Raw genomic sequence first — 21,385 nt, forward strand, 5'->3', positions numbered from 1 at the left:
TGGACTTCATTGTATTTACCTGAAAATCTGCTGTCCTTGCAGCCCCACCCATGAAAAAGCTCATCGCCTTCCTTGGCTGCATCCTGCTGCTGTCAGTTTCCAGCCTCTCCGCTCAAAACCTCCAATTACGTGCGAATCTGTCTTACGGCTCCTCCGCATTGGCCAACATCGGAGGTTATGTAGACCATGATGGAAACGAATATGCCCTGGTCGGAACAGATTTCGGCCTTTCGATCGTCGACGTTACCGATCCCGACAATCCGGCTATTCGTTTTACTGTTCCCGGCGCCAATTCCATTTGGCGTGAGGTCAAGACTTACCACGATTTCGCTTATGTAACAACGGAAGGTGGCGGAGGCTTGACCATCGTCGACCTTTCTCAGCTTCCCGCAAACGTCAATTATTACGACTACAACGGGGATGGGGCGATCGCCAACCAATTGGAAACGATCCACGCCCTGCACGTCGATACGACCAAGGGATTCCTGTATCTCTACGGCAGCAATATCGGAAGTGGAAACACCCTGTTTTTCGACTTGTCCGATCCCGCCAACCCGACCTACGCAGGGGAATATGTTTACCCCGGTGGCGGCAGCGATGCCTATGTACACGATGGCTATGCCGATAATGACACCTTGTATCAGTCACACATCTACGCCGGCTTCTTCACCGTCGTGGATGTAACCGACAAGGCGAACCCGGTGCTCCTGGCTACTCAGGTTACCCCGACGGAATTCACACACAATACCTGGCTTTCGGTCGATCACAAGACCTTGTTTACCACGGACGAGAATTCTGGGTCCTTTCTCGGCTGCTACGATATTTCCGATTTGAGCAATATCACGGAGCTGGCACGCTTTCAGACCGCTCCCGGCAGCGGTGCCGTTATTCATAATACGCATATCCTGAACGATTTTGCCGTGACTTCCTGGTATAAGGAGGGGGTAGTCATTACCGACGTTTCCCGTCCGGCGAATCCGGTCGAAGTAGGACACTATGATACCTACGCACAAGGAAGTGGGAATGGATTCAATGGCTGCTGGGGCGTTTATCCGTTCCTGCCGTCGGGTACGGTCGTCGCGTCCGACATCGACAATGGGTTGTTTGTCCTGACTCCGACCTATGTAAGAGCCTGCTACCTGGAAGGAAAGGTCACTGACAGCATTACCGGGTTCCCTTTACAAGCGGCAAGTGTCCGATTGCTGACCACCACCCTCACAGCTGTTTCCGATATTCTCGGCGATTACCGGACCGGGACGGTAACCGGTGGTACATACGATGTCGAGATCAGCAAACCCGGCTATCAGACCAAGACAATTTCAGGTGTCACCCTTTCCAATGGTGTGCTGACGACGCTCGATGTACAATTAGCGCCCGTGCCGACCATTAGTATTAGCGGAACGGTATTGGATAGTCTGACGGGTCAGCCCATAGCCGGTGCCATGGTGATGATGTCGGATCCTGACTTCACGTTCAACACCACCACAGATGCTGCCGGAACTTTCTCCCTAAACGGTGTGGTAGCTGGAAATTACGATGTCACGGTCGGATTGTGGGGGTATGTGACCAAATGTTCGGGCTTCGTTGCAGGCTCCGGGGCCTTTCAGACGGAACTGGTACCCGGCTACTACGATGACTTCACCTTTGACTTCGGTTGGACCGTGAGTGGCACTTCTCCCAATGCGTGGGAGCGGGGCATTCCGGTTGGCACATACGATAACCAGGGAGATGAAGTCAACCCGGCTACGGATGTATCGGGCGATTGTCAGCAGTACTGTTACGTCACCGATAATGGTGGAGGCACATTCTCCAACCACGATGTCGACAACGGGAATACGCAACTGACCTCACCGGTTTTTGATGCCACCATCTATTCCAATCCTACCATCGAATACTATCGCTGGTTTGTCAATACGGCGGGTACAGGGACGCCGAATGACCTGATGAACTTCCGTCTTACGAATGGAACAACCACGATCGCCCTGGAACAGGTCAGCATCACCTCACCGGGCCAGGGTACCTGGGTTCCCCAAGCGATTCCGCTTACTGGTCTGTTGCCGTTGACCTCCACCATGCAGTTGATCGTCGACATTGCCGACGATGCTCCGGGGCATGTGCTGGAAGGCGGACTGGATCGGTTCAGCATTACCGGACAACTGACCGTCGGCTTGCCCGCTGCTACTGCTCCGGCTTCGCTAACTGTTTATCCCAACCCCAGCAACGCAAACTTCCGCATCCAGTTCGATCAGGCCGCAGGCCTTGTTCAGATCCGCATCCTGGACCTCCAGGGTAAGTTGATGAGCAACCTGACTGGTCTTGATCTTGAAAAAGGCCTGATCAACTGGGGAGAGCAGGTGAGCCCGGGTTGTTACCTACTGGAAGCAAAACAGGCGGATGGCAGGACGGAGTACCGGAAACTGATCCGCAATTGACATCCAGACAGGCCAGGAATTGTCCAGATCCATGATTTTTAATGATTTGGATAATTTCTTACCTTTGCGCCCCGATGCGCCTTAAGAAGCTTCTTTTTCTCCTGATTCCGGCCGTTTTTGCCGCTTGTAGTCCATATAACCGGGTCCTGAAAGGGTCCGATATGGATGCCAAGATGGAATATGCCGTGAAGCTCTATAACAAAGGCGACTACTTCAAGGCGCTGCCGTTGCTCGAGGAGTTGATTACGGTCTATCGCGGAACGCAGAAAGCCGAACGTACCTACTATTATTACGCGTACACGAATTACCGGCTTGGGGATTATACGTCGGCCGCGTATGATTTCGAGAACTTCTCCAAGACATTTCCGACTTCGCAGTTTGCAGAAGAGTGCGCTTACATGCATGCGTATTGCTTCTATCAGGATTCTCCCGATTTTTCCCTTGACCAGACCAATACCTACAAGGCGATCAATGAACTCCAATTGTTTGCGGACCGGTATCCTGCCAGCCAGCGAATCACCGAATGCAATCGTTTGATCGATCAGTTGAGGGGAAAACTGGAAACCAAATCGTTCGAACAGGCCCGTCTCTATTTCAACATGGAGGACTACAAAGCCGCGGTTACGGCTTTCCGGAATCTGCTCAACGACTTCCCGTCAACTTCCTTTCGGGAAAACTCCCTCTTTCTGATCGTTAAATCCGAATTCTTGCTGGCCGAAAACAGCATTGACGAGAAAAAATCGGAACGTTATAGCGAAACCCTGGGGTTCTACGGAGAATTCACCGCAGCCTACCCCGAAAGTAAATTCAAGAAGGAGGCCGACGATATCGCCAGTACCACGCGCCGTCGCCTCGAACGCCTGAACGGCACCCTCAATCCTTCCAGTAGCAACTAATTTCCTCGAGCCCATGAATTACAAAGCAGACGCATCGACGACGATCACCCGTAACTTACGCGAGTACGATCGTGAAACCGGAAACATCTACGAATCCATCGTTGTCATCGCCAAGCGCGCCAACCAGATCTCTTCGGACCTTAAAGAAGAACTGAACTCCAAGCTTTCCGAATTCAACAGCGCGTCGGATAACCTGGAAGAAGTGTTCGAAAACCGCGAGCAGATCGAGATCTCCAAATATTATGAGCGACTGCCCAAACCGACGCTCATCTCTTTGAGCGAATTCAACGAGAAGAAGATCTACCACCGCAATCCTGCCCGGGAAGAAAATCAGGCAGGATTCTAAGTCCTGGCATTCAAAGTATCCAGTGAAAAGAACCCGGTGACTTCATCGGGTTCTTTTCGTCTTTAAGCCAAGTATGAAAGGTGCCCGTATACTCCTTGGCGTAACCGGCAGCATTGCCGCTTACAAATCCGCCACACTTGTTCGTCTGCTCGTAAAGGCTGGCGCGGACGTTCGCGTGGTCATGACTGACGCGGCCACCGATTTCATTGCCCCGCTGACACTCTCCACACTCAGTAAAAACCCGGTACACCGGGAGTCCTTTGATGCCAACTCCGGCGCCTGGGACAATCATGTAGACCTCGGCATGTGGGCCGATCTTTTCGTAATCGCGCCCGCTTCGGCCAATACTTTGGCCAAACTGGCGAACGGTTATTGTGATAACCTGTTGACTGCCGTATACCTCTCGTCGCGTTGTCCGGTCTGGGTCGCGCCGGCGATGGACCTCGACATGTGGAAACACGACAGCACCCGTTCGAACCTGGAAAAGTTGCAGGCGATGGGAGTAAAGCTCATCGCCCCGGCGCATGGCGAACTGGCTTCCGGACTCGTAGGCGAAGGACGAATGGAAGAACCGGAAGCGATACTGTCCGCACTGCAAACATGGTGGGCGACCGGACGTCCGCTGCTGGGCATGAAAGCGCTGGTCACCGCGGGTCCAACCTATGAACCGATCGATCCGGTACGGTTCATCGGGAATCACTCCTCAGGCAAGATGGGGTTTGCGATTGCCGGCGAACTGGCAAAATCGGGAGCGACGGTAACTCTGGTCGCCGGTCCGGTCAGTTTATCGGATCCTCCCGGAATAGATACCCGGGTCAACGTGGTCACCGCCCTGGAAATGCAGGCGGCCTGTATGGACCGCTTTCAAGAGCAGGACGTCGTGGTGATGTGCGCGGCGGTAGCCGATTTCCGTCCCGAAAATGCGGCGGAAAGTAAAATAAAGAAAGACATCGGGGAGTTGAACATTGCACTCGTTCGTAATCCGGACATCCTCGCTGGAATGGGCGCTCGTAAATCTGATCGTCAGTTGCTGATCGGATTCGCCCTCGAAACCACGGATGGGCTCGAAGCTGCTAAAGAAAAATTGAAGAAAAAAAACCTCGACCTGGTCGTTTTGAATAGCCTTCAGGACACCGGCGCCGGGTTTGGTCACGATACCAACCAGGTCACCCTGATTGGCCCTCATGATGCGAAGCGATTACCTTTGCTGTCAAAATCCGACACCGCCCAACACCTGGTTGACTACATACGCGACCGCTGGCAAAATCTCCACCGAAGCTGACTCCGTCATGAAACGCATTCTGCTGTTCACCACCATTTTCTTGGCCCTTCTGATCAATCGGTCGACCGCACAGGAACTCAATTGCCAGGTTTCCGTGTTGACGCCACAGATTCAGCAAACGGACAAGACCCTCTTCGAGACCATGCAGAACTCGATCCGGGAATTCATGAATAACCGGGTCTGGACACAGGACAAGTTCCTGAACCAGGAGCGGATCGACTGCAGCATTACCATTACGATCTCCGAACGGGTATCGGTCGATGAGTTTCGGGGCAATATCCAGATCCAGGCGCGTCGCCCTGTCTATAAGACCTCCTACAACTCGCCACTGTTCAACCATCAGGACAATGACCTGAGCTTCCGGTATCTTCAGGACCAGGTGTTGGAGTACGATGAAAGCAATATCTCCTCCAGTACCAACCTCACGGCTATCCTGGCCTTTTATGCTTACATCATCCTTGCACTGGATTACGATTCGTTTTCCAAGGATGGTGGTACCCCATACTTCGTAAAAGCACAGACGATCGTGAACAACGCCCAGGCGATTCCGGAACGCGGCTGGAAAGCTTTTGAAAGCAACCGGAATCGTTATTGGTTCACGGAAAATTACCTCAACGTATCCTTCAAGCCGTTGCGCAACTGCATTTATCAGTATCATCGGCTCGGCATGGATCGCCTGACGGAAAATATCCAGGACGGACGCGCGGCCATTACCGAAGCCCTGAAACTGCTTCGGACCACCTACGCTGACCGCCCGAACTCCATTGCGATGCAATCGTTCTTCAATGCCAAAAGCGACGAGATCGTAAACCTCTACAGCCAGGCACAAGGCGATGAACGCAATCAGGTGGTCCCTGTTTTATCGCTGGTCGATCCGGCCAATACGTTGAAATACCAAAACATGGGTCAGACGAAGTAAGTCGACCACACATACCAATTACTACTGCTGATTATGGGTCTTAAATGCGGAATCGTGGGACTTCCAAACGTCGGGAAATCCACGCTCTTCAATTGTCTTTCGAACGCCAAAGCGCAAGCTGCAAACTTTCCATTTTGCACGATCGAACCGAATCTGGGTGTTATCACCGTTCCGGATGATCGCCTCAATAAACTGGAATTGCTCGTCAAACCGCAACGCATCGTTCCCACGACGATCGAGATCGTCGATATAGCCGGACTGGTCAAAGGTGCGCACAAGGGTGAAGGGCTCGGCAATCAGTTTCTGAGTAACATCCGGGAGTGCGATGCGATCATTCACGTGGTCCGTTGTTTCGACGACCCCAACGTGGTTCACGTCGACGGATCGGTCAACCCGGTTCGTGACAAAGAAGTGATCGAGACGGAACTGCAATTGAAGGACCTGGAATCGGTCGACAAGAAGATCCAACGTATTGAAAAGGTCGCAAAGACCGGGGGAGATAAGGAGGCGTTGAAAGCCGTGGAAACCCTTAAGATCTACAAGGAACACCTCGAACAGGGACGTTCGGCGCGCAGTGCACCGGTGGCCCCGGAGGACAAACGGCACATTGCCGATATCCACCTGCTGACCGCCAAACCGGTGCTCTACGTTTGTAACGTCGATGAAAAATCGGTCCAGACCGGCAATGAATATGTAACGCGTTTACGCGAAGCGGTGAAGGACGAAAACGCTGAATTACTCGTCATTGCCGCTGCCATTGAAGCCGAGATCACCCAACTCGACAGTTACGAAGACCGGAAAGCATTCCTCGATGATCTTGGTTTAACCGAATCGGGTGTGAGTCAGTTGATCAAGGCGGCTTACCGACTCCTTAGTTTGCAAACGTATTTTACCGCAGGGGAGAAGGAAGTCCGGGCATGGACCATTACCCGGGGAATGCTGGCGCCACAAGCTGCCGGTGTCATTCACACGGATTTCGAAAAGGGATTCATTCGCGCCGAAGTGATCCACTACGAGGATTTCGTCAACCTGGGTTCGGAAACCGCATGCCGGGATGCCGGAAAACTGAGCGTGGAAGGGAAGGAGTATGAAGTGCAGGACGGCGATGTCATGCACTTCCGTTTCAACGTATAAGGCTATGAGTCTGACCCTGTTGATCCTTTTGGTGACGGTCGCGGTTTCCATGATCGCATTCAGCAATCCCGGGCTTCAGGATAAACTGATGTTCAAACCCTACCGCATCGACGGGAACCGTGAATGGTACCGCTTCGTCAGTAGCGGACTGATCCATGCCGATTGGATGCACTTGCTGGTGAACATGTTCGTGCTGTTCTCGTTCGGTGAGATTGTCGAATTCTACTATCAGCAGACTTTCCCGGAAAAAGGTCCGGTACTCTACTTCCTCCTGTACTTCGGCGGTATGATGACGGCCGTTTTACCCACTTACCGAAAGCACCGAAACAATCCCGGCTACAATGGCTTGGGGGCCTCCGGAGCGGTATCGGCGGTCGTGTTCGCGTTCATCCTGTTCAATCCGCTGGAACGGCTTTGCCTGTACGGAGTCTTGTGCCTTCCCGGTGTGATTTTCGGTGTCGCGTACCTGGTCTTCAGTTACTACATGGATAAACGGGGTGGTGACCGGGTGAACCATGATGCGCATTTGTGGGGAGCGATCTATGGCATCGTCTTTACAGTGCTGCTGAAGCCGTCGCTCCTGATACATTTTTTCGAACAATTGGTGTACTTCAGAAATGCGATCTGAAAAGCGCAAAGCCGTATTTCTCGATCGCGACGGTGTGCTCAACCGTGAACGGGGCGATTATACCTGGCTGCTGGAGGATTTTCAGATTAATCCCGGGGTTCTGGAAGCATTGGCGCGACTTGCCGATGCCGGTTTCCTGTTGATCGTCATCAGTAACCAGGGCGGTATCGGAAAGGGTCTCTATCAAAAGTCGGATACCGATTATTTGCACCTTCACCTGGAACGGCAACTGGCACTTGGCGACGTTCGCCTGACGGAGATCTACTACTGTCCCCATCATCCGGCTACCGGAAAATGCCTCTGTCGAAAACCATCCGGTCTGATGATCGAAAAGGCCATCGCCCGCTTTCAACTCGACCCGACCGCCTGCTTTTTCATTGGTGATACTGAACGGGACGTGGAGGCGGGGCACTCCGCAGGCGTAACAACGGTACGGATCTCGCCGAACGCATCGCTGATACCGATCGTCGACCGCATCCTTTCGGGGACGTTTTAAAGAATCAAACGTTGATTAATTCCGGTTCCATGACATCCAGATCGCGGGTGGCTGACTACCTTTGCATCGACAGAGATGCAGGCGCCAACTTTTTTGAACTTCAACGGCAACATCACGCCGTCGGATCAGCCGATTTTCACCTCGGCGAACCGTGCCTTCCGTTATGGCGATGCCGTATTTGAAACCATCCGATTACAACAGGGCGAAATCCTTTTCTTAGACCGCCACCTGGAACGGTTACGGAACAGCATGCAACTCCTCGGCATGCTGCCGCACGATGATCTGACGTTCCATAACCTCTACCTCTCCATTCGTCACCTCGATCAGGTCAACCAATTGAAGGGGAACGGCAGGATCAGGCTGGAAGTATTCCGGAACGACGGAGGACTTTATACACCCCAGACAAATCACGTTTCGTACCTGATTGAGGTCACACCCTTGTCTCACAAAGACTACAGGTTGAACGACCACGGACTCAGGATCGAACTTTATCCGGACATCAAAAAACCGATGAGCCGGCTATCGAACCTGAAGTCATCCAATGCCTTGTACTATGTCATGGCCGGATTGTACAAAAAGCAATTGGGTATCGAAGATTGCCTGGTCCTGAATACCGAGGGTAGGATCGCGGAAGCCATCTCCTCCAACATTTTCCTGATCAGGGGAAACGAATTGTTCACGCCCGGTCTGGAAGAAGCTTGCGTAGCCGGCGTTATGCGGGAATACATCATCGAGCACGAGCGACTGAACGGGCGCTCCGTGCAGGAAACCGGCATCACGGTCGATGACCTTTTAAAAGCCGACGAAATCTTTCTCACGGACGTGATCCACGGCCTGCGATGGGTGGGGGCTTTCCGACACAAACGTTATTTCAACACGACTTCCAGGAAGCTCCTCAACGCGATCCAGGAAGCACAAACAAAAAAGGTCTGAGCAATGCTCAGACCTTTTTTGTTGGAACGATCTAAAATTACTTCTTGGAAGTAGCTTCGATGCTCTTAGCCATTTCACCGGCAGAAGCCATGTTCTGCTCGATGCTGGTCTTAGCTTCAGCGAAGGAGGTATTCCAGGACTCGATCTTGGCCTGAGCATCGCTCATTTTCGATTTGAAATCGGCCAGTCCGGTTACAGCGTCAGCCGGGTTGATTTCACCTTTGGCAATCTTGTCTTTCCACTCGGTGAACTGCTTGGTGGTCTCGTCCCAGGTGGTCTTGAACTGGTTCCACTCATTAGACATAGCCTCAAACTTCGAAGCGTCTTCGGTAGCCTTCTGAGCGGTTTCAGCCATCTTGGTTTTCATCGCTTCGTCCTTGATGTTGGCCATCTGGGTCTGCATGTCGGTCTGAGCCGTAGCGAATTCTTTCGCCTTGGTGGCCGTCTCGGTCAGTTGCTGGCTCCAGGCGGTAGCTTTTTCGCCGAGTGCCGTCCAGTCGGTACCGAATTGGTTGATTTCCGACATGGTCTTCTCATCAATTTTCTTGGTGCAGGAGCTCAGTGCCATGGCACCGGCTACTACGAAAGCAAGGATTGCTTTGGTTTTCATGGTGTTGTTTTTGGTTCAGTTGGATTTGCTGCAAAATTACTAAAAAGGGGACCCGGACGCGATGCCGCCGGAAAACTATCAACCACAGGTTGTTATTTATCCTTGGGGTCCGGAAAAACGTTCCGGATGTGGTCAAGTGTGGAGCTGGACGCCGAATTCTTCGGAAAAACGCCCTGATTGGCGACCCGGATGTCCTCAATCGAGTAAAAAGCCTCCGGGTTGATTTCCCTTATTCGTACCCTCACCCGATCCAGGTCTTTTCGTTTAACCACACAAAAAAGGATTTTAACAGGTCCTTTGGCACCATGCCCATCAATGACGGTTACTCCAAAACTGTCGCTGCGGAGCCCGTCGGCCAGTTCCTGCCAGTTTACCGGGGTGATAATCCGAAGCACCTGCATACCCAGCGCCAACTGACGCTCAATGAAGAGTCCGACGTAGGTACCCATGGCAAAACCGCCTGCGAACCCGATGTAACAAAGGGGGTTGTCGAGATGCTGCATGATCTGGCGCATGGATACCAGCCAGATCAGCACTTCAAAGAAGCCCACAAACGGCACGATACTCCGAAATCCCCGGGAGATAAAAACATTTCTCAACGTGCCCAGCGAAACATCGGCCATACGCGCCAGGAAGATGAGAATGGGTAATACTACCCAACGGAAAAACTCGGTATCAATGAAAGCTGAATTCATGACTTGGTTGTATAGGTCTCGATCAATTGAAGCGCCAACTTAGGCAAGCCGGATGCAGCACCGGAACGGATGGCTGTATAACCCATCAAGTGGTCCGGAATTTCCGGATCAAGAACGAATCGTTCTGCTGCTACCGGCACGTAATCGACCAGGCTGGCAGCAGGATAAACGGCCAGTGACGTTCCAACGACCAGAAAAACATCGGCGGTGGAAACTAGGTGGGCAGCCTCCGGCAATAACGGCACCATCTCTCCGAACCAGACTATGTGCGGCCGCAACTGCGACCCTTTTGCACAACGTTCTCCCATGCGCAACTCCCAACCCTCGATCGGATAGGTCAAGGAGGGGTCCAGGGACGACCTTGATTTGCGGATCTCTCCATGCAAGTGCAACACACTGCTCGACCCGGCACGTTCGTGTAAGTCATCGATGTTTTGGGTTATGATCCTGACATCAAAACACGCTTCCAATCGTGCAAGCGCGAGGTGACCCTCATTGGGTTGAGCTTCCAGTACCTGTTTGCGGCGCTCGTTATAAAAACGCTGAACAAGTTCCGGATCCCGCTGCCAGGCCATGGGAGTAGCCACGTCTTCGATCCGGTAGTTTTCCCAAAGTCCGTCAGCGCCCCGAAAAGTTCGAATACCACTGTCGGCACTCATGCCGGCACCGGACAATACGACCAGTCGTGGATGCCTTTTCATGCTGCAAATTTCCTGACTGCCGCAATGCGCTCGACTGGCAATGCTGTTTTTTTTTCACGACTATCGAAAGGTCCATTCACCTTCCAGTCGATTGCCATTCAGAAAATCACGGGCCTTCATCCGACCTTTCCCGGCCGGTTGAAGTTCCAGGATCTCCAACAAGCCATCGGGACCTTCTATAAACAGCTTCTCTTTGTCCTGTACCAGCAACTTTCCGGAAAGATGCGACTTGTCATCAGGAGAGGCCCTGACCTGGAAGAGTTTTACCGGTATTGAACGCTGGTCCGACAGTCGGAAAAACTCTCCATGCGCAGCCGGATAGGGGGAAAGTCCCCGGACGAAATTGAATTGCGACGCAACTGGTAGCGCGGTGGACAAACGAGTATTTTCCTTGTTCAGCTTCGGTGCGGGCTTGAATGGAGATCCATCCAGCGACGTGTCTGCCTGCGGTCGGGGAGTAATGCTCTTGTCCATCAGCCCCTGCACCGTCCTGACAACGAGTCCGGCGCCTGCGTGCATCAGACGCGCGTAGAGGGAACCTACGGTCTCGTCACTACCGATTTCCACTTCTTCCTGCAGCAGGATATTGCCGGTGTCGATCTCCTGCCGGAGAAAAAAGGTCGTGATACCGGTAAAACGCTCACCTTGTATGATGGCCCAATTGATCGGTGCGGCACCGCGGTATTGGGGAAGTAAAGACGCGTGTAAATTGAAGGTTCCCATTGGAGGAGCCGACCATATCACCTCGGGTAACATTCGAAAGGCCACGACAATCTGCAGATCCGCCTGGAGGGATTTCAATTGTTCTAGGAACTCCGGAGATCGTAGCTTTTCGGGTTGAAATACCTGGATGCCCAACCGAAGTGCCGCCTGCTTGACAGCGGATGCCTGAAGTTGCTGACCACGGCCGGCAGGTTTGTCGGGGGCTGTAACCACTCCAACCACCGGAAATCCCGCCTGCACCAGTGCCTCCAGCGAAGGGACGGCAAACTCGGGAGTTCCCATGAATACGATCCTGGGGTGCGCGTGCTTCATAATTGGATGGCTTTCCATCGTGAGGAACGTAAAAACTGGTAAGAAGCCAGACCGGTGAATACCCAGTAAATGATTTCCGACATCCACACAGCTTCCACCGTTCCGGAAAAAACAAAGGTGACAAGATAATTGTATACCATGTACAACAGGATGGCGGCAATCTCGATATAAAGGGCGGTGCGGGTCGCCCCCGTTCCGCTGACAGCGCTGATGCAGACCATGGCAAATGCGAAAAAGAACATCGAAACATTCACCACCATCAGACTTGGTCGCGCGTCCTCGATGAGCTGTTGGTTCTGCGTAAAGGCCCCCAGTAGCTGAACGGGAAACAGCAGGTTGATGGCGACCATGACTGCAGCGGTTCCGAATGCAAGCAGAATGATCCTGTTTAGGAGCACCATGACTTCCTCGCGCCGGTCTTGTCCGATGACGTTGCTGACCATGGAATTCGCCGCGATGGCGAAGCCCCATATTGGGGTCATGCTGACCATGTAGGCACCACGGACCATATTGCTGATGGCCAGCTCGTGTTGCCCGATCTTTTCGATAAAAATGAAAAAGATGAACCAGGCTCCCATGGAAAGGAGGTTTTGAACTATCAGCGGTATCGACAACTCAAGTGTGGAACGAAAGACGGACGACTGAATGGATTTGAATTTGAAAAGCTGATAGATGTTCAGGGATCGTTTGCCGCTCGTATAGAAGACCAGATAGAACAACGCGACAGCTTCCGAAATACTGGAAGCAAGTCCTGATCCGGCAATCCCCATTTCAGGAAAGCCCCAATGCCCGAAGATCAGTGTGTAATTCAGTAACAGGTTCAACCCTGCCATTAGAAAACTGTAGGTCCCATAGACTTTGGGTTGCGCGATGCCGACATAGAAGCTTCGATAGACCGCAGCGACCATGATGAAGAAAATACCGAAAGACCGATACTCCAGGAAGGCGATCGCTGCCGCCAGGATCTTGGGGTTCCGGACCATATAGGGCAGGAAGACCGGAGCTCCTACAAACAAGATCAGGAACAACAGGATGCTTATTCCCGCAAGCAGTAGAAAACTATGGTCGAAGATCGGCCCAACCCCGGCATCGTTCCTTTCACCGGTACGACGCGCGATCAGTATTTGCGTTCCGGTACCGATGGAGACACCGATCATCGCAAAGACGAAATACAGGATACCGCCAAGCGCAGAAGCGCCCAGTTCCACCTCGCCGATTCGTCCAAGGAATACCGAATCGGTAACGTTGAGGATCGTGGTCGCGAAGCTGCCCAGCATGACCGGATAGGCCATACGGAGGATGTCCTTGTATGTCGTATTAACCTGCAAAACGAAAATTCGGGAGGACGAAGGTACTCAAATAGTCAGAGGAGGCAGGAGGGAAGCCGTCAGGAAACGTACAAGACCAGTCCTTTCAGGTACTCACCTTCCGGATGGTAGACATTGATCGGGTGATCGGGTCCCTGGCTGAGTTGATGCAGGATGCGGACCGTTCTGCGCGCCTGTAAGGCCGCCTGAAAAACTACTTTCCGGAAGAGCAATTTGTCCATCACCTGGGAACAAGAAAAGGTGAACAGGATGCCTCCGGATTTGATTCGTCGGAACCCTTCGGTGTTCAGATTGCGATAACCGATCATGGCATTCTCAACCGAACTCAGGTGCTTGGCAAATGCCGGCGGATCCAGTACGATCAGGTCGAATTGCTGCTCGGACTGGTGTTTAAGAAAGTCGAACACATCGGAACACGAAGAAGCGTGTTGCTGTAGTCCGTTCAGCTCCGCATTGCGGTTACAGGCTTCTATCGCTTTCCTAGAACTGTCAACGGAAACAACCGACCGCGCTCCCGCCAAACCGGCATACATCGAGAATCCACCCGAGTAACTGAAGGTGTTCAGGACATCGCGCTCATGGGCATAAGTGCGTATGAGCTCCCGATTCTCCCGTTGATCCAGAAAGAATCCGGTCTTTTGCCCTTCCACCCAATTCACATGAAAGCGGACGCCGTTTTCCTCGATCGTGGTCGCTGTGCGATCCCCTTTAAGAAACCGGTTATCAACCTTTCGCTCAGTCTGGCGCTCTAACGTATCTGCACTCTTGTCAAAGATCGTTGTTAACCGTTCACCATAACAACCAATCAGCGCCTCTGTGATCTGGTCAAGGGCACGGTACATGCCCCAGGAATGACACTGAACAACAGCGGTATCCCCGTAGATATCGATGATCAGTCCCGGCAATTCATCGCCTTCCCCATGAACGAGGCGGTACGCGGTTGTTTGCTTCGAACGCGTCAAACCCAGTCGCTCCCGCAGGTGGTATGCCGCCAGTATGCGTTCATTCCAAAACTGTTGTTCACCAACAGTCGGATGAAAAGACAGGAGGCGAACTTTGATAGATCCTTCATGGAAATGCCCGGCCCCTAGGAAACGGCCGTCGGACCCGATTACCTCCACCCAATCGCCTTCCGAAACCCCCTGGTCAATGGAACGAATGGCGCCACTGAAGACCCAGGGATGCCGCTGAAGAAGCGAACGTTCCTTTTTAGGATGCAATACGACGCGTGGCAGGGTTCCTGTCATCCTGCAAAGAAACCACTTCCCGTTAGATAGCCCAAGGGCTGCAGGATCAAAGCTTCCACAGGGATTTCAGGTCCGGGTGCCTGACATGGAAACGGTAGGGAAGTAAGGCATCCGGTCCGGCATAATCCACTCCGATTCGGGGCCCTTGCCGGATCAGCGTATCGGGGAGCTTCAATTCATTTCGCTCGATCCAGATCCGGTCTCCCAGCAGATCGGTTCCGGTATCGCTAAAATGGATGCCGAGCGCACGCGAGACGCTCCCCGGACCGGTACACAGTTTATCCGGCGACAATTGCCGTCCTCTTCGATCGGTCATGACTTCGATTCCCTTGAACGGAAAAAGACTTCTCACTAAGACGGCATGCGGAATTCCTTCCTGGTTCGTGACAACATTGAAGAGCGAATGAATCCCGTAGATTAGATAGACATAAGCGACTCCGCCTTCGAGGTACATGATTCGGGTTCTTGGCGTGTTGCGATCACCGAATGCATGGGAAGCCCGATCCGATATTCCGGCATAAGCTTCTGTTTCCGTAATGTATCCGGCAGTAGGCGTTCCGTTGATACGGGTAACCAGGATCTGACCCAACAAGTCCCGGGCAATGCCAACGACGTCGCTTCGGCGATAAAAATCCTTCGACAACTTCCGGTTCACGATCGCCATGACAGGAGTTGCTCCTCCGAAAGGTGAAGCTGATCGTGCTCGATCATCCAGGTGATGACCTTCAGTCGCTGCTCTTCGCCGGCATCACGGATGGAATCCACCAATTCCTGGAGAGCCATCGGTCGCAGTTTGAGTTGTTCTTCTACCTGGCGGGAGATTCGCTCGAATTCAAGATCGTTCACATTCGCTTTGTTCCGCTCAAGGCAATAATCGCAGACACCACAACGATGACGCACCGCTTCACCGAAGTACTGGAGCAGTAGTTGGCTGCGGCAATGCTCCTGATCCGTGGCATAGTGCAACATCGCTTTCGCGCGTTCGAGATATCGGGTCTTCCGGTTCGCCAAATGCTCCCGGTCGATGTGCAGGTCCTTCTGATCAAGTCGCTCGGTAATGAAATTCAGTCTGGGCTCTTCAATGGCCGGCTGATAGTCTAGCAATCGCAACTTGGTCAACTGTTCGAGAAAGGACTTTACCTGTTGAACGTTCAGACCCGAGCGCTCCGCAAGCTCCGTTTCCCGGATCTGGACGTACTCTTCGAAGACGCCTTCATAGGAACGCAGCATGGTCTTGATCAGCTTATCGTGCACCTGGCTTTTGACCTGGAATTCATAGAGTGCTTCCGGCCGCACCATCACGTGCAATCGGGAACGGAATTCCGGTGATTCTTCCAACGCGATCAACCCCTGAAGTCCAAGAATCGTCAGACAACTATGTACAACGGGCACTTCAAGCTCATACATCCTGCAAAAGTCGACGATATCGAATGGGAAACTGACGCCTTTGCCGGAACCGACCGGGAGTTGATAATGGTTAGCCAATGCCAGGTATACCTGTCGGACTGTTTTCATTTCCGGAAAGGACTGCTGCACGCGCCGTTCCATTTCAAGTTCATCCGAACGATGGAAGAGGAGCACCGCGTAGGCTTTTTGTTCATCGCGACCGGCACGCCCCGCCTCCTGAAAGTAGGCTTCCAAACTGTCAGGCAAGTCCACGTGCACGACAAAGCGGACATCCGGCTTGTCGATTCCCATTCCGAAGGCGTTGGTTGAAACAATGATCGGCGTACGACCTTTCATCCAATCGTCCTGCATACGATCCCGCTGACTTCGTTCCAGTCCCGCATGATAATAGCCGGCTTTGATTCCGTTCCGTTGCAGAAATTCCGCTACTTCGCGCGTACGTTTTCGCGTCCGTCCATAGACAACGCCGGTTCCCCGAACTCCCCGTACTACTTTCAAAAGGCGTCCCAGTTTATCTTCTTCCTCCAATACTACATAGGACAGGTTCGGCCGTTCGAAGCTTTTGCGAAGAACGTTTTGTTCTTTAAAACCCAAACGTTCCTGAATATCGTCCTGAACTTTGGGGGTCGCCGTTGCCGTTAAAGCCAAGACCGGTACCTGTGGATGCAACTTCCGAAACTCGGCGATCTTCAGGTAAGACGGCCGGAAATCGTATCCCCATTGTGAAATGCAATGAGCTTCGTCGATGGCAAGCAGGCACAGTGGAAATCGAGCAGCACGGGTAAGGAACAGTTCGTTTCCCAGCCGTTCCGGGGACACGTATAGAAACTTCGTCTTTCCGTATATGCAGTTCTCCAGGGTCAGATCGATCTCGGCTTTGCTCATTCCGGACACCAGGGATGCCGCTGCAATACCTTTGGACTTCAAGCGTTCGACCTGATCCTTCATCAACGCGATCAGGGGAGATACGACCAGACACAAGCCGTCCATAGCCATTGCCGGAACCTGGAAACAGATCGATTTCCCGCCACCCGTAGGGAGCAGGGCGAGCGTATCCTTCCCATCCAGGACGGACCGAATGATCTCTTCCTGCAAGGGACGAAATCGGGAAAACCCCCAATACCGGGTCAGTACCTGATGGATCTGATCACTCATGAACGATAACGAAACTGCAAGTTACGGAACATCAACTGCGGTATGAACCGCTTGAAATAGGGAAAAAGAAAAGGCGCCATTCCTGGCGCCTTGGAATATCGGAGGATGGAAGAATCAGTTGGAAGGACTCGGACAAGCGTCTACGGGCTTTCCGTTCAACGACATCAGTTGATCCATACGAATCACAGAACCGTCGCCCAATACCAGGTACTCGATGCCTTGAGATGCATACCAGTCCTGAATAAGCGCTACTCCGTGAATCTCTTCATCTTGTTCGTCGCGGTAAGAGAGCAAGACCGGCTGACGTCGCATTGCCAGCCATTCAAGCTCATCCAACAAAGAACAATCGATGGGTTGGTAGGGGCGTTGCATGATTACAAATATAGTAAGATTAGTGATTTGAGCAAGAAAGAAGTTGATAATTAAAGCGATTGTTCAGAAATAATATTGTACTGAAGCATCACTTCATGGCTTACTTCAAGTGTTTCTTCATGTAGGCGATAGCCTGTTTTCGGGCTTCGGATGCAGCTTTTTTGTCGAATTTCGGGTTACTGGGATTCGCGAAAGCATGATCCGCTTCATAGCTCAAAACGGTCAGCTTTTTACCGGCCGATTTCATATTTGTTTCAAATTCTTTCAAAACAGCTTGATTGATCCAGGCATCCTTTTTAGCGAAAATAAACAGTACATCTGATTGCAGACTTTTTAGCCTGGTTACATCCTTCTCCGGCATACCGTAATAGACCACGCAACCTGAAGACTGTTTCCCTGCCATAAGGGCCGACTGCAATGACCAGCCGCCGCCCATGCACCAGCCCATGGACTGGATACGGGCATCCGAACCCATATACTGTATTGCGCCGTTGAGTATGGCTTTAGCCCTCGCTTCTTCAAGCCCCGACATCAGTTGCTGCGCAACGGCCGGTGTCTCGGCCAATCGGCCATCGTATAGATCAACCGCCAGGACATTGACGTTCACGAGATCCTGTTGCAGCTGCTCCGCCTCTTTACGGATGTGATCATTGAGGCCCCACCATTCATGGATGACGAGCAGCCAGTTCCTGGTAGGTTGGATGGAACGGATCAGGTAAGCGGCACCCGATTTCCCATCAAGACAAGGGAACTCGATGGAAGAACCGGATCTGTTCTCCAAAACAAAGGCTTCGGGAGCCAGGTGTGCGGCAGCGAACCGCTCATTCATGGCCAGGGCGGAAAATTCCGCTTCGGCGCTTTTTTGACAGCAGGAAGAAATCTGGCCGGTACTGACTGAAGAAACCGACAACAGAAAAACGAGTGTGTACAGATACTTTTTCATTGGGGACGATGGGTCAACAAAGGTACGGATGGTCTATCGAACAACGATGACAGAATAAATGTTCACAGCCCGCACAAAGTTAGTTTGTCCGGGCTGTGAACTGTTTTAAAACTTCCTGGTCTCAGGCTTCAATCGCCTTTCCCTGGTTGCGGAACAAAAACTCATGCTTATCGGAAAGGTCGATCAGGATGGTATCTTCCTTACTCACCGATCCGGCCAGGATCTGACGGGAAAGCTCGTTCAATATCTTTTTTTGCATGACTCGCTTCAACGGTCGGGCGCCGAACTGCGGATCGAATCCCAGTTGTGCCAGCCAGTCGATCGCTTCATCGGATGCCTCAAGTCGTATGTCATTCGCTGCCAGCAGGTGCTGCAACTGCCGGAATTGCAATTCCACGATCGACCGCACTTCGGATCTGTTGAGGGGTTGGAACATGATCACCTCATCAATCCTGTTCAGGAACTCCGGGCGGATACTCTTTTTGAGTACCTCGTAGACCTTGTGCTTGGCGGAAGCGATCTTTTCATCTTTATTCCACTCATCCATTCCTTCGAATTCTTCCTGGATGATGTGCGAACCGATATTGGAGGTCATGATGATGATCGTATTCTTGAAATTCGCCGTGCGCCCTTTGTTGTCGGTCAGCCGTCCATCGTCCAGCACCTGGAGCAGGATGTTGAACACATCCGGGTGCGCTTTCTCGATTTCGTCCAGTAAGACGACGGAGTAGGGCCGGCGGCGTACCGCTTCCGTCAATTGTCCGCCCTCATCATACCCTACGTATCCGGGAGGGGCGCCGATAAGACGCGATACCGTATGTCGCTCCTGGTATTCGCTCATATCGATCCGTGTCATGGCATTCTCATCGTTGAAGAGGAACTCGGCAAGGGCTTTCGCCAATTCCGTCTTTCCAACTCCCGTGGTTCCCAGAAAGATGAAGGAGCCGATCGGGCGACGCATATCCTGCAATCCGGCACGACTCCGGCGCACAGCGTCGCTCAATGCAGCGATGGCCTCCTGCTGTCCAATGACTCGCTTGTGCAATTCGTCTTCCAGGTGGAGCAATTTCTCCCGTTCACTTTGCAACATTCTTGAAACAGGAATACCCGTCCAACGAGACACCACTTCGGCGATATCCTCAGCATCCACCTCTTCCTTGATCAGGGCTTTTTCCGCCTGAAGCGCTACCAGTTGTTTCTCCAAACCATGCAAACGGTCTTCCGCTTCGCGAACTCGGCCGTAACGTATTTCCGCAACTTTGCCATAGTCACCGGCCCGTTCGGCCTGTTCCGCTTCCAGTTTGAGTTGCTCGATCTGCTCCTTGGTTAACTGGATCCCCTGAACGACACCCTTCTCTGATTCCCACTTTGCGCGGATCTGGGTCCGTGCCTCGATCAGGTTGGCGATTTCTTCGTTGAGTTCCAGAAGCTTTCGCTCATCTTTTTCCCGCTTGATCGCTTCCCGCTCAATCTCCAGTTGCATGATCTTGCGATTGAGTTCATCCAACTCCTCCGGTACGGAATCAATTTCCAACCGAAGCTTGGCCGCTGATTCGTCAACAAGATCAATGGCTTTATCGGGTAGGAAGCGATCGGAAATATAGCGTTCGCTTAATTCCACCGCAGCTATGATCGCCTCGTCCTTGATTCGGACTTTGTGGTGGGTCTCATAGCGCTCTTTGAGTCCGCGCAGGATCGAAATGGCGTCCTCGGAGGAAGGTTCCTCGACCATCACTTTCTGAAATCTGCGCTCCAGCGCCTTATCCTTTTCGATGTACTTCTGATATTCGGCAAGGGTGGTTGCTCCGATGGCTCTTAGCTCCCCGCGCGCGAGCGCAGGCTTGAGGATGTTGGCGGCATCCATGGCGCCTTCGCCACCGCCTGCTCCGACCAGCGTATGGATCTCATCGATGAACAGGACGATTTCTCCCTCGGCACTGATGACTTCTTTTACTACCGACTTCAGGCGTTCTTCGAATTCACCCTTATATTTTGCGCCTGCCACCAGTGCGCCCATGTCAAGCGAGTAGATCTGCTTGCTCTTCAGGTTCTCCGGAACATCTCCGTTGATTATCCGGTGGGCGAGGCCTTCAGCAATAGCTGTTTTACCTACACCAGGTTCGCCGATCAGGATAGGGTTGTTTTTCGTGCGTCGGGAAAGGATCTGCAAGACTCGGCGGATCTCTTCATCCCGCCCGATGACCGGATCAAGCTTTCCCTGACGCGCCAATTCATTGAGGTTCCGGGCGTATTTACTCAGAGAATTATACGTTTCTTCTGCACTGGCGGAGGTCACCTTGTTGCCTTTCCGAAGTTCCCGAATGGCGGCCATGGTCTCCTTTTCGGTTATACCCGCATCTTTCAAAATACCAGACATCCGATCACGGATTCCCAGCAGCGCGACAAACAGGTGCTCCAGGGAAACGTACTCATCACCCAGGGTCTTGGCAGTTGAAATGGCTTTCTGTACAAGCTTATTGCTTTCATCAGAAAGATATTGACGCGCTCCACTGACTTTCGGGTACGAACGAACCAGCGTATCCGTAGCATTTTGAAGATGGTCCGGCTTTATGCCGATTTTCTTTAGAATGAACGGGATCACGTTTTCGTCCACTTCCAGCATTCCCTGAAAGATGTGAGCCGGTTCAATGGACTGTTGTTCCAGACCTGCAGCGATTTGCTGAGCCTGTTGCAAAGCCTCCTGTGACTTGATGGTGAAATTATTCAGATTCATAGCTGTCTTATTCAAACTCGCTGCATCAATTTGGGAGCCAACGCAAGATCATGTCAAATCTACTGCAACATTGTCAGGGAAAGCAAAGTTCG

The 21,385-nt window shown here is 52.4% G+C and carries 20 protein-coding genes; 9 read left to right on the forward strand and 11 right to left on the reverse strand.

The window, feature by feature from the left end; all coding sequences use genetic code 11:
- Positions 1-50 precede the first annotated feature (50 nt).
- The 9 genes from IPJ96_09010 to IPJ96_09050 all read left to right on the forward strand — a co-directional run bounded on the left by IPJ96_09010 (position 51) and on the right by IPJ96_09050 (position 9,066).
- A complete protein-coding gene (locus tag IPJ96_09010; protein ID MBK7910484.1) occupies positions 51-2,432 on the forward strand; it encodes a choice-of-anchor B family protein in 2,382 nt (793 codons plus the stop codon).
- 74 nt (positions 2,433-2,506) lie between these two features.
- Entirely contained in the window at positions 2,507-3,328 is an 822-nt protein-coding gene (gene bamD, locus IPJ96_09015) for an outer membrane protein assembly factor BamD (protein MBK7910485.1), read from the forward strand.
- 13 nt (positions 3,329-3,341) lie between these two features.
- The gene (locus IPJ96_09020; GenBank protein MBK7910486.1) at positions 3,342-3,674 is read left to right on the forward strand and encodes a DNA-directed RNA polymerase subunit omega; all 333 of its coding nucleotides are present in this window, start codon (positions 3,342-3,344) and stop codon (positions 3,672-3,674) included.
- 73 nt (positions 3,675-3,747) lie between these two features.
- Positions 3,748-4,956, forward strand: coding sequence for a bifunctional phosphopantothenoylcysteine decarboxylase/phosphopantothenate--cysteine ligase CoaBC (gene coaBC, locus IPJ96_09025; protein MBK7910487.1), 1,209 nt, complete (start codon positions 3,748-3,750; stop codon positions 4,954-4,956).
- Positions 4,957-4,963: 7 nt separating this feature from the next.
- The gene (locus IPJ96_09030; protein ID MBK7910488.1) at positions 4,964-5,875 is read left to right on the forward strand and encodes a DUF4835 family protein; all 912 of its coding nucleotides are present in this window, start codon (positions 4,964-4,966) and stop codon (positions 5,873-5,875) included.
- A 33-nt stretch (positions 5,876-5,908) separates the two neighbouring features.
- Entirely contained in the window at positions 5,909-7,009 is a 1,101-nt protein-coding gene (gene ychF / locus IPJ96_09035) for a redox-regulated ATPase YchF (GenBank protein ID MBK7910489.1), read from the forward strand.
- A 4-nt stretch (positions 7,010-7,013) separates the two neighbouring features.
- Positions 7,014-7,637 carry a rhomboid family intramembrane serine protease gene (locus tag IPJ96_09040; GenBank protein ID MBK7910490.1) on the forward strand — a complete coding sequence of 208 codons (624 nt, stop codon included), beginning with the start codon at positions 7,014-7,016 and terminating at the stop codon, positions 7,635-7,637.
- The gene (locus IPJ96_09045) at positions 7,627-8,133 is read left to right on the forward strand and encodes an HAD family hydrolase (GenBank protein MBK7910491.1); all 507 of its coding nucleotides are present in this window, start codon (positions 7,627-7,629) and stop codon (positions 8,131-8,133) included. The genes IPJ96_09040 and IPJ96_09045 overlap by 11 nt, the downstream gene beginning before the upstream one ends.
- 75 nt (positions 8,134-8,208) lie before the next feature.
- A complete protein-coding gene (locus tag IPJ96_09050) occupies positions 8,209-9,066 on the forward strand; it encodes an aminotransferase class IV (GenBank protein MBK7910492.1) in 858 nt (285 codons plus the stop codon).
- Between the two features lie 37 nt (positions 9,067-9,103).
- On the opposite strand, the gene IPJ96_09055 is transcribed toward IPJ96_09050, so the two are convergent.
- From IPJ96_09055 to clpB, 11 genes are all read right to left on the reverse strand, one after another.
- Positions 9,104-9,676 carry a hypothetical protein gene (locus tag IPJ96_09055; protein MBK7910493.1) on the reverse strand — a complete coding sequence of 191 codons (573 nt, stop codon included), beginning with the start codon at positions 9,674-9,676 and terminating at the stop codon, positions 9,104-9,106.
- A 92-nt stretch (positions 9,677-9,768) separates the two neighbouring features.
- The gene (locus IPJ96_09060) at positions 9,769-10,371 is read right to left on the reverse strand and encodes a DUF2179 domain-containing protein (protein MBK7910494.1); all 603 of its coding nucleotides are present in this window, start codon (positions 10,369-10,371) and stop codon (positions 9,769-9,771) included.
- Entirely contained in the window at positions 10,368-11,072 is a 705-nt protein-coding gene (locus tag IPJ96_09065; GenBank protein ID MBK7910495.1) for an NAD-dependent deacylase, read from the reverse strand. Before IPJ96_09065 ends, IPJ96_09060 begins: the two co-directional genes overlap by 4 nt.
- A gap of 60 nt (positions 11,073-11,132) precedes the next feature.
- Positions 11,133-12,107 carry a methionyl-tRNA formyltransferase gene (locus IPJ96_09070; GenBank protein MBK7910496.1) on the reverse strand — a complete coding sequence of 325 codons (975 nt, stop codon included), beginning with the start codon at positions 12,105-12,107 and terminating at the stop codon, positions 11,133-11,135.
- Positions 12,104-13,399 carry an MATE family efflux transporter gene (locus IPJ96_09075; GenBank protein ID MBK7910497.1) on the reverse strand — a complete coding sequence of 432 codons (1,296 nt, stop codon included), beginning with the start codon at positions 13,397-13,399 and terminating at the stop codon, positions 12,104-12,106. Before IPJ96_09075 ends, IPJ96_09070 begins: the two co-directional genes overlap by 4 nt.
- Before the next feature lie 95 nt (positions 13,400-13,494).
- Positions 13,495-14,682 carry a class I SAM-dependent rRNA methyltransferase gene (locus IPJ96_09080; protein ID MBK7910498.1) on the reverse strand — a complete coding sequence of 396 codons (1,188 nt, stop codon included), beginning with the start codon at positions 14,680-14,682 and terminating at the stop codon, positions 13,495-13,497.
- A gap of 46 nt (positions 14,683-14,728) precedes the next feature.
- Positions 14,729-15,346 carry a DNA-3-methyladenine glycosylase gene (locus IPJ96_09085; GenBank protein ID MBK7910499.1) on the reverse strand — a complete coding sequence of 206 codons (618 nt, stop codon included), beginning with the start codon at positions 15,344-15,346 and terminating at the stop codon, positions 14,729-14,731.
- On the reverse strand, positions 15,334-17,244 hold the full coding sequence (locus IPJ96_09090) for a RecQ family ATP-dependent DNA helicase (GenBank protein ID MBK7910500.1): 1,911 nt from the start codon (positions 17,242-17,244) through the stop codon (positions 15,334-15,336). The genes IPJ96_09085 and IPJ96_09090 overlap by 13 nt, the downstream gene beginning before the upstream one ends.
- 114 nt (positions 17,245-17,358) lie before the next feature.
- Positions 17,359-17,616: a hypothetical protein gene (locus IPJ96_09095; GenBank protein ID MBK7910501.1), complete on the reverse strand. Its 258-nt coding sequence runs from the start codon at positions 17,614-17,616 to the stop codon at positions 17,359-17,361.
- Positions 17,617-17,716: 100 nt separating this feature from the next.
- Entirely contained in the window at positions 17,717-18,526 is an 810-nt protein-coding gene (locus IPJ96_09100; protein ID MBK7910502.1) for a dienelactone hydrolase family protein, read from the reverse strand.
- Between the two features lie 154 nt (positions 18,527-18,680).
- Entirely contained in the window at positions 18,681-21,293 is a 2,613-nt protein-coding gene (clpB, locus tag IPJ96_09105) for an ATP-dependent chaperone ClpB (protein ID MBK7910503.1), read from the reverse strand.
- Positions 21,294-21,385: the final 92 nt, after the last annotated feature.

This window comes from Bacteroidota bacterium (assembly GCA_016713765.1).
Taxonomy (GTDB): domain Bacteria; phylum Bacteroidota; class Bacteroidia; order AKYH767-A; family 2013-40CM-41-45; genus Pollutiaquabacter; species Pollutiaquabacter aromativorans.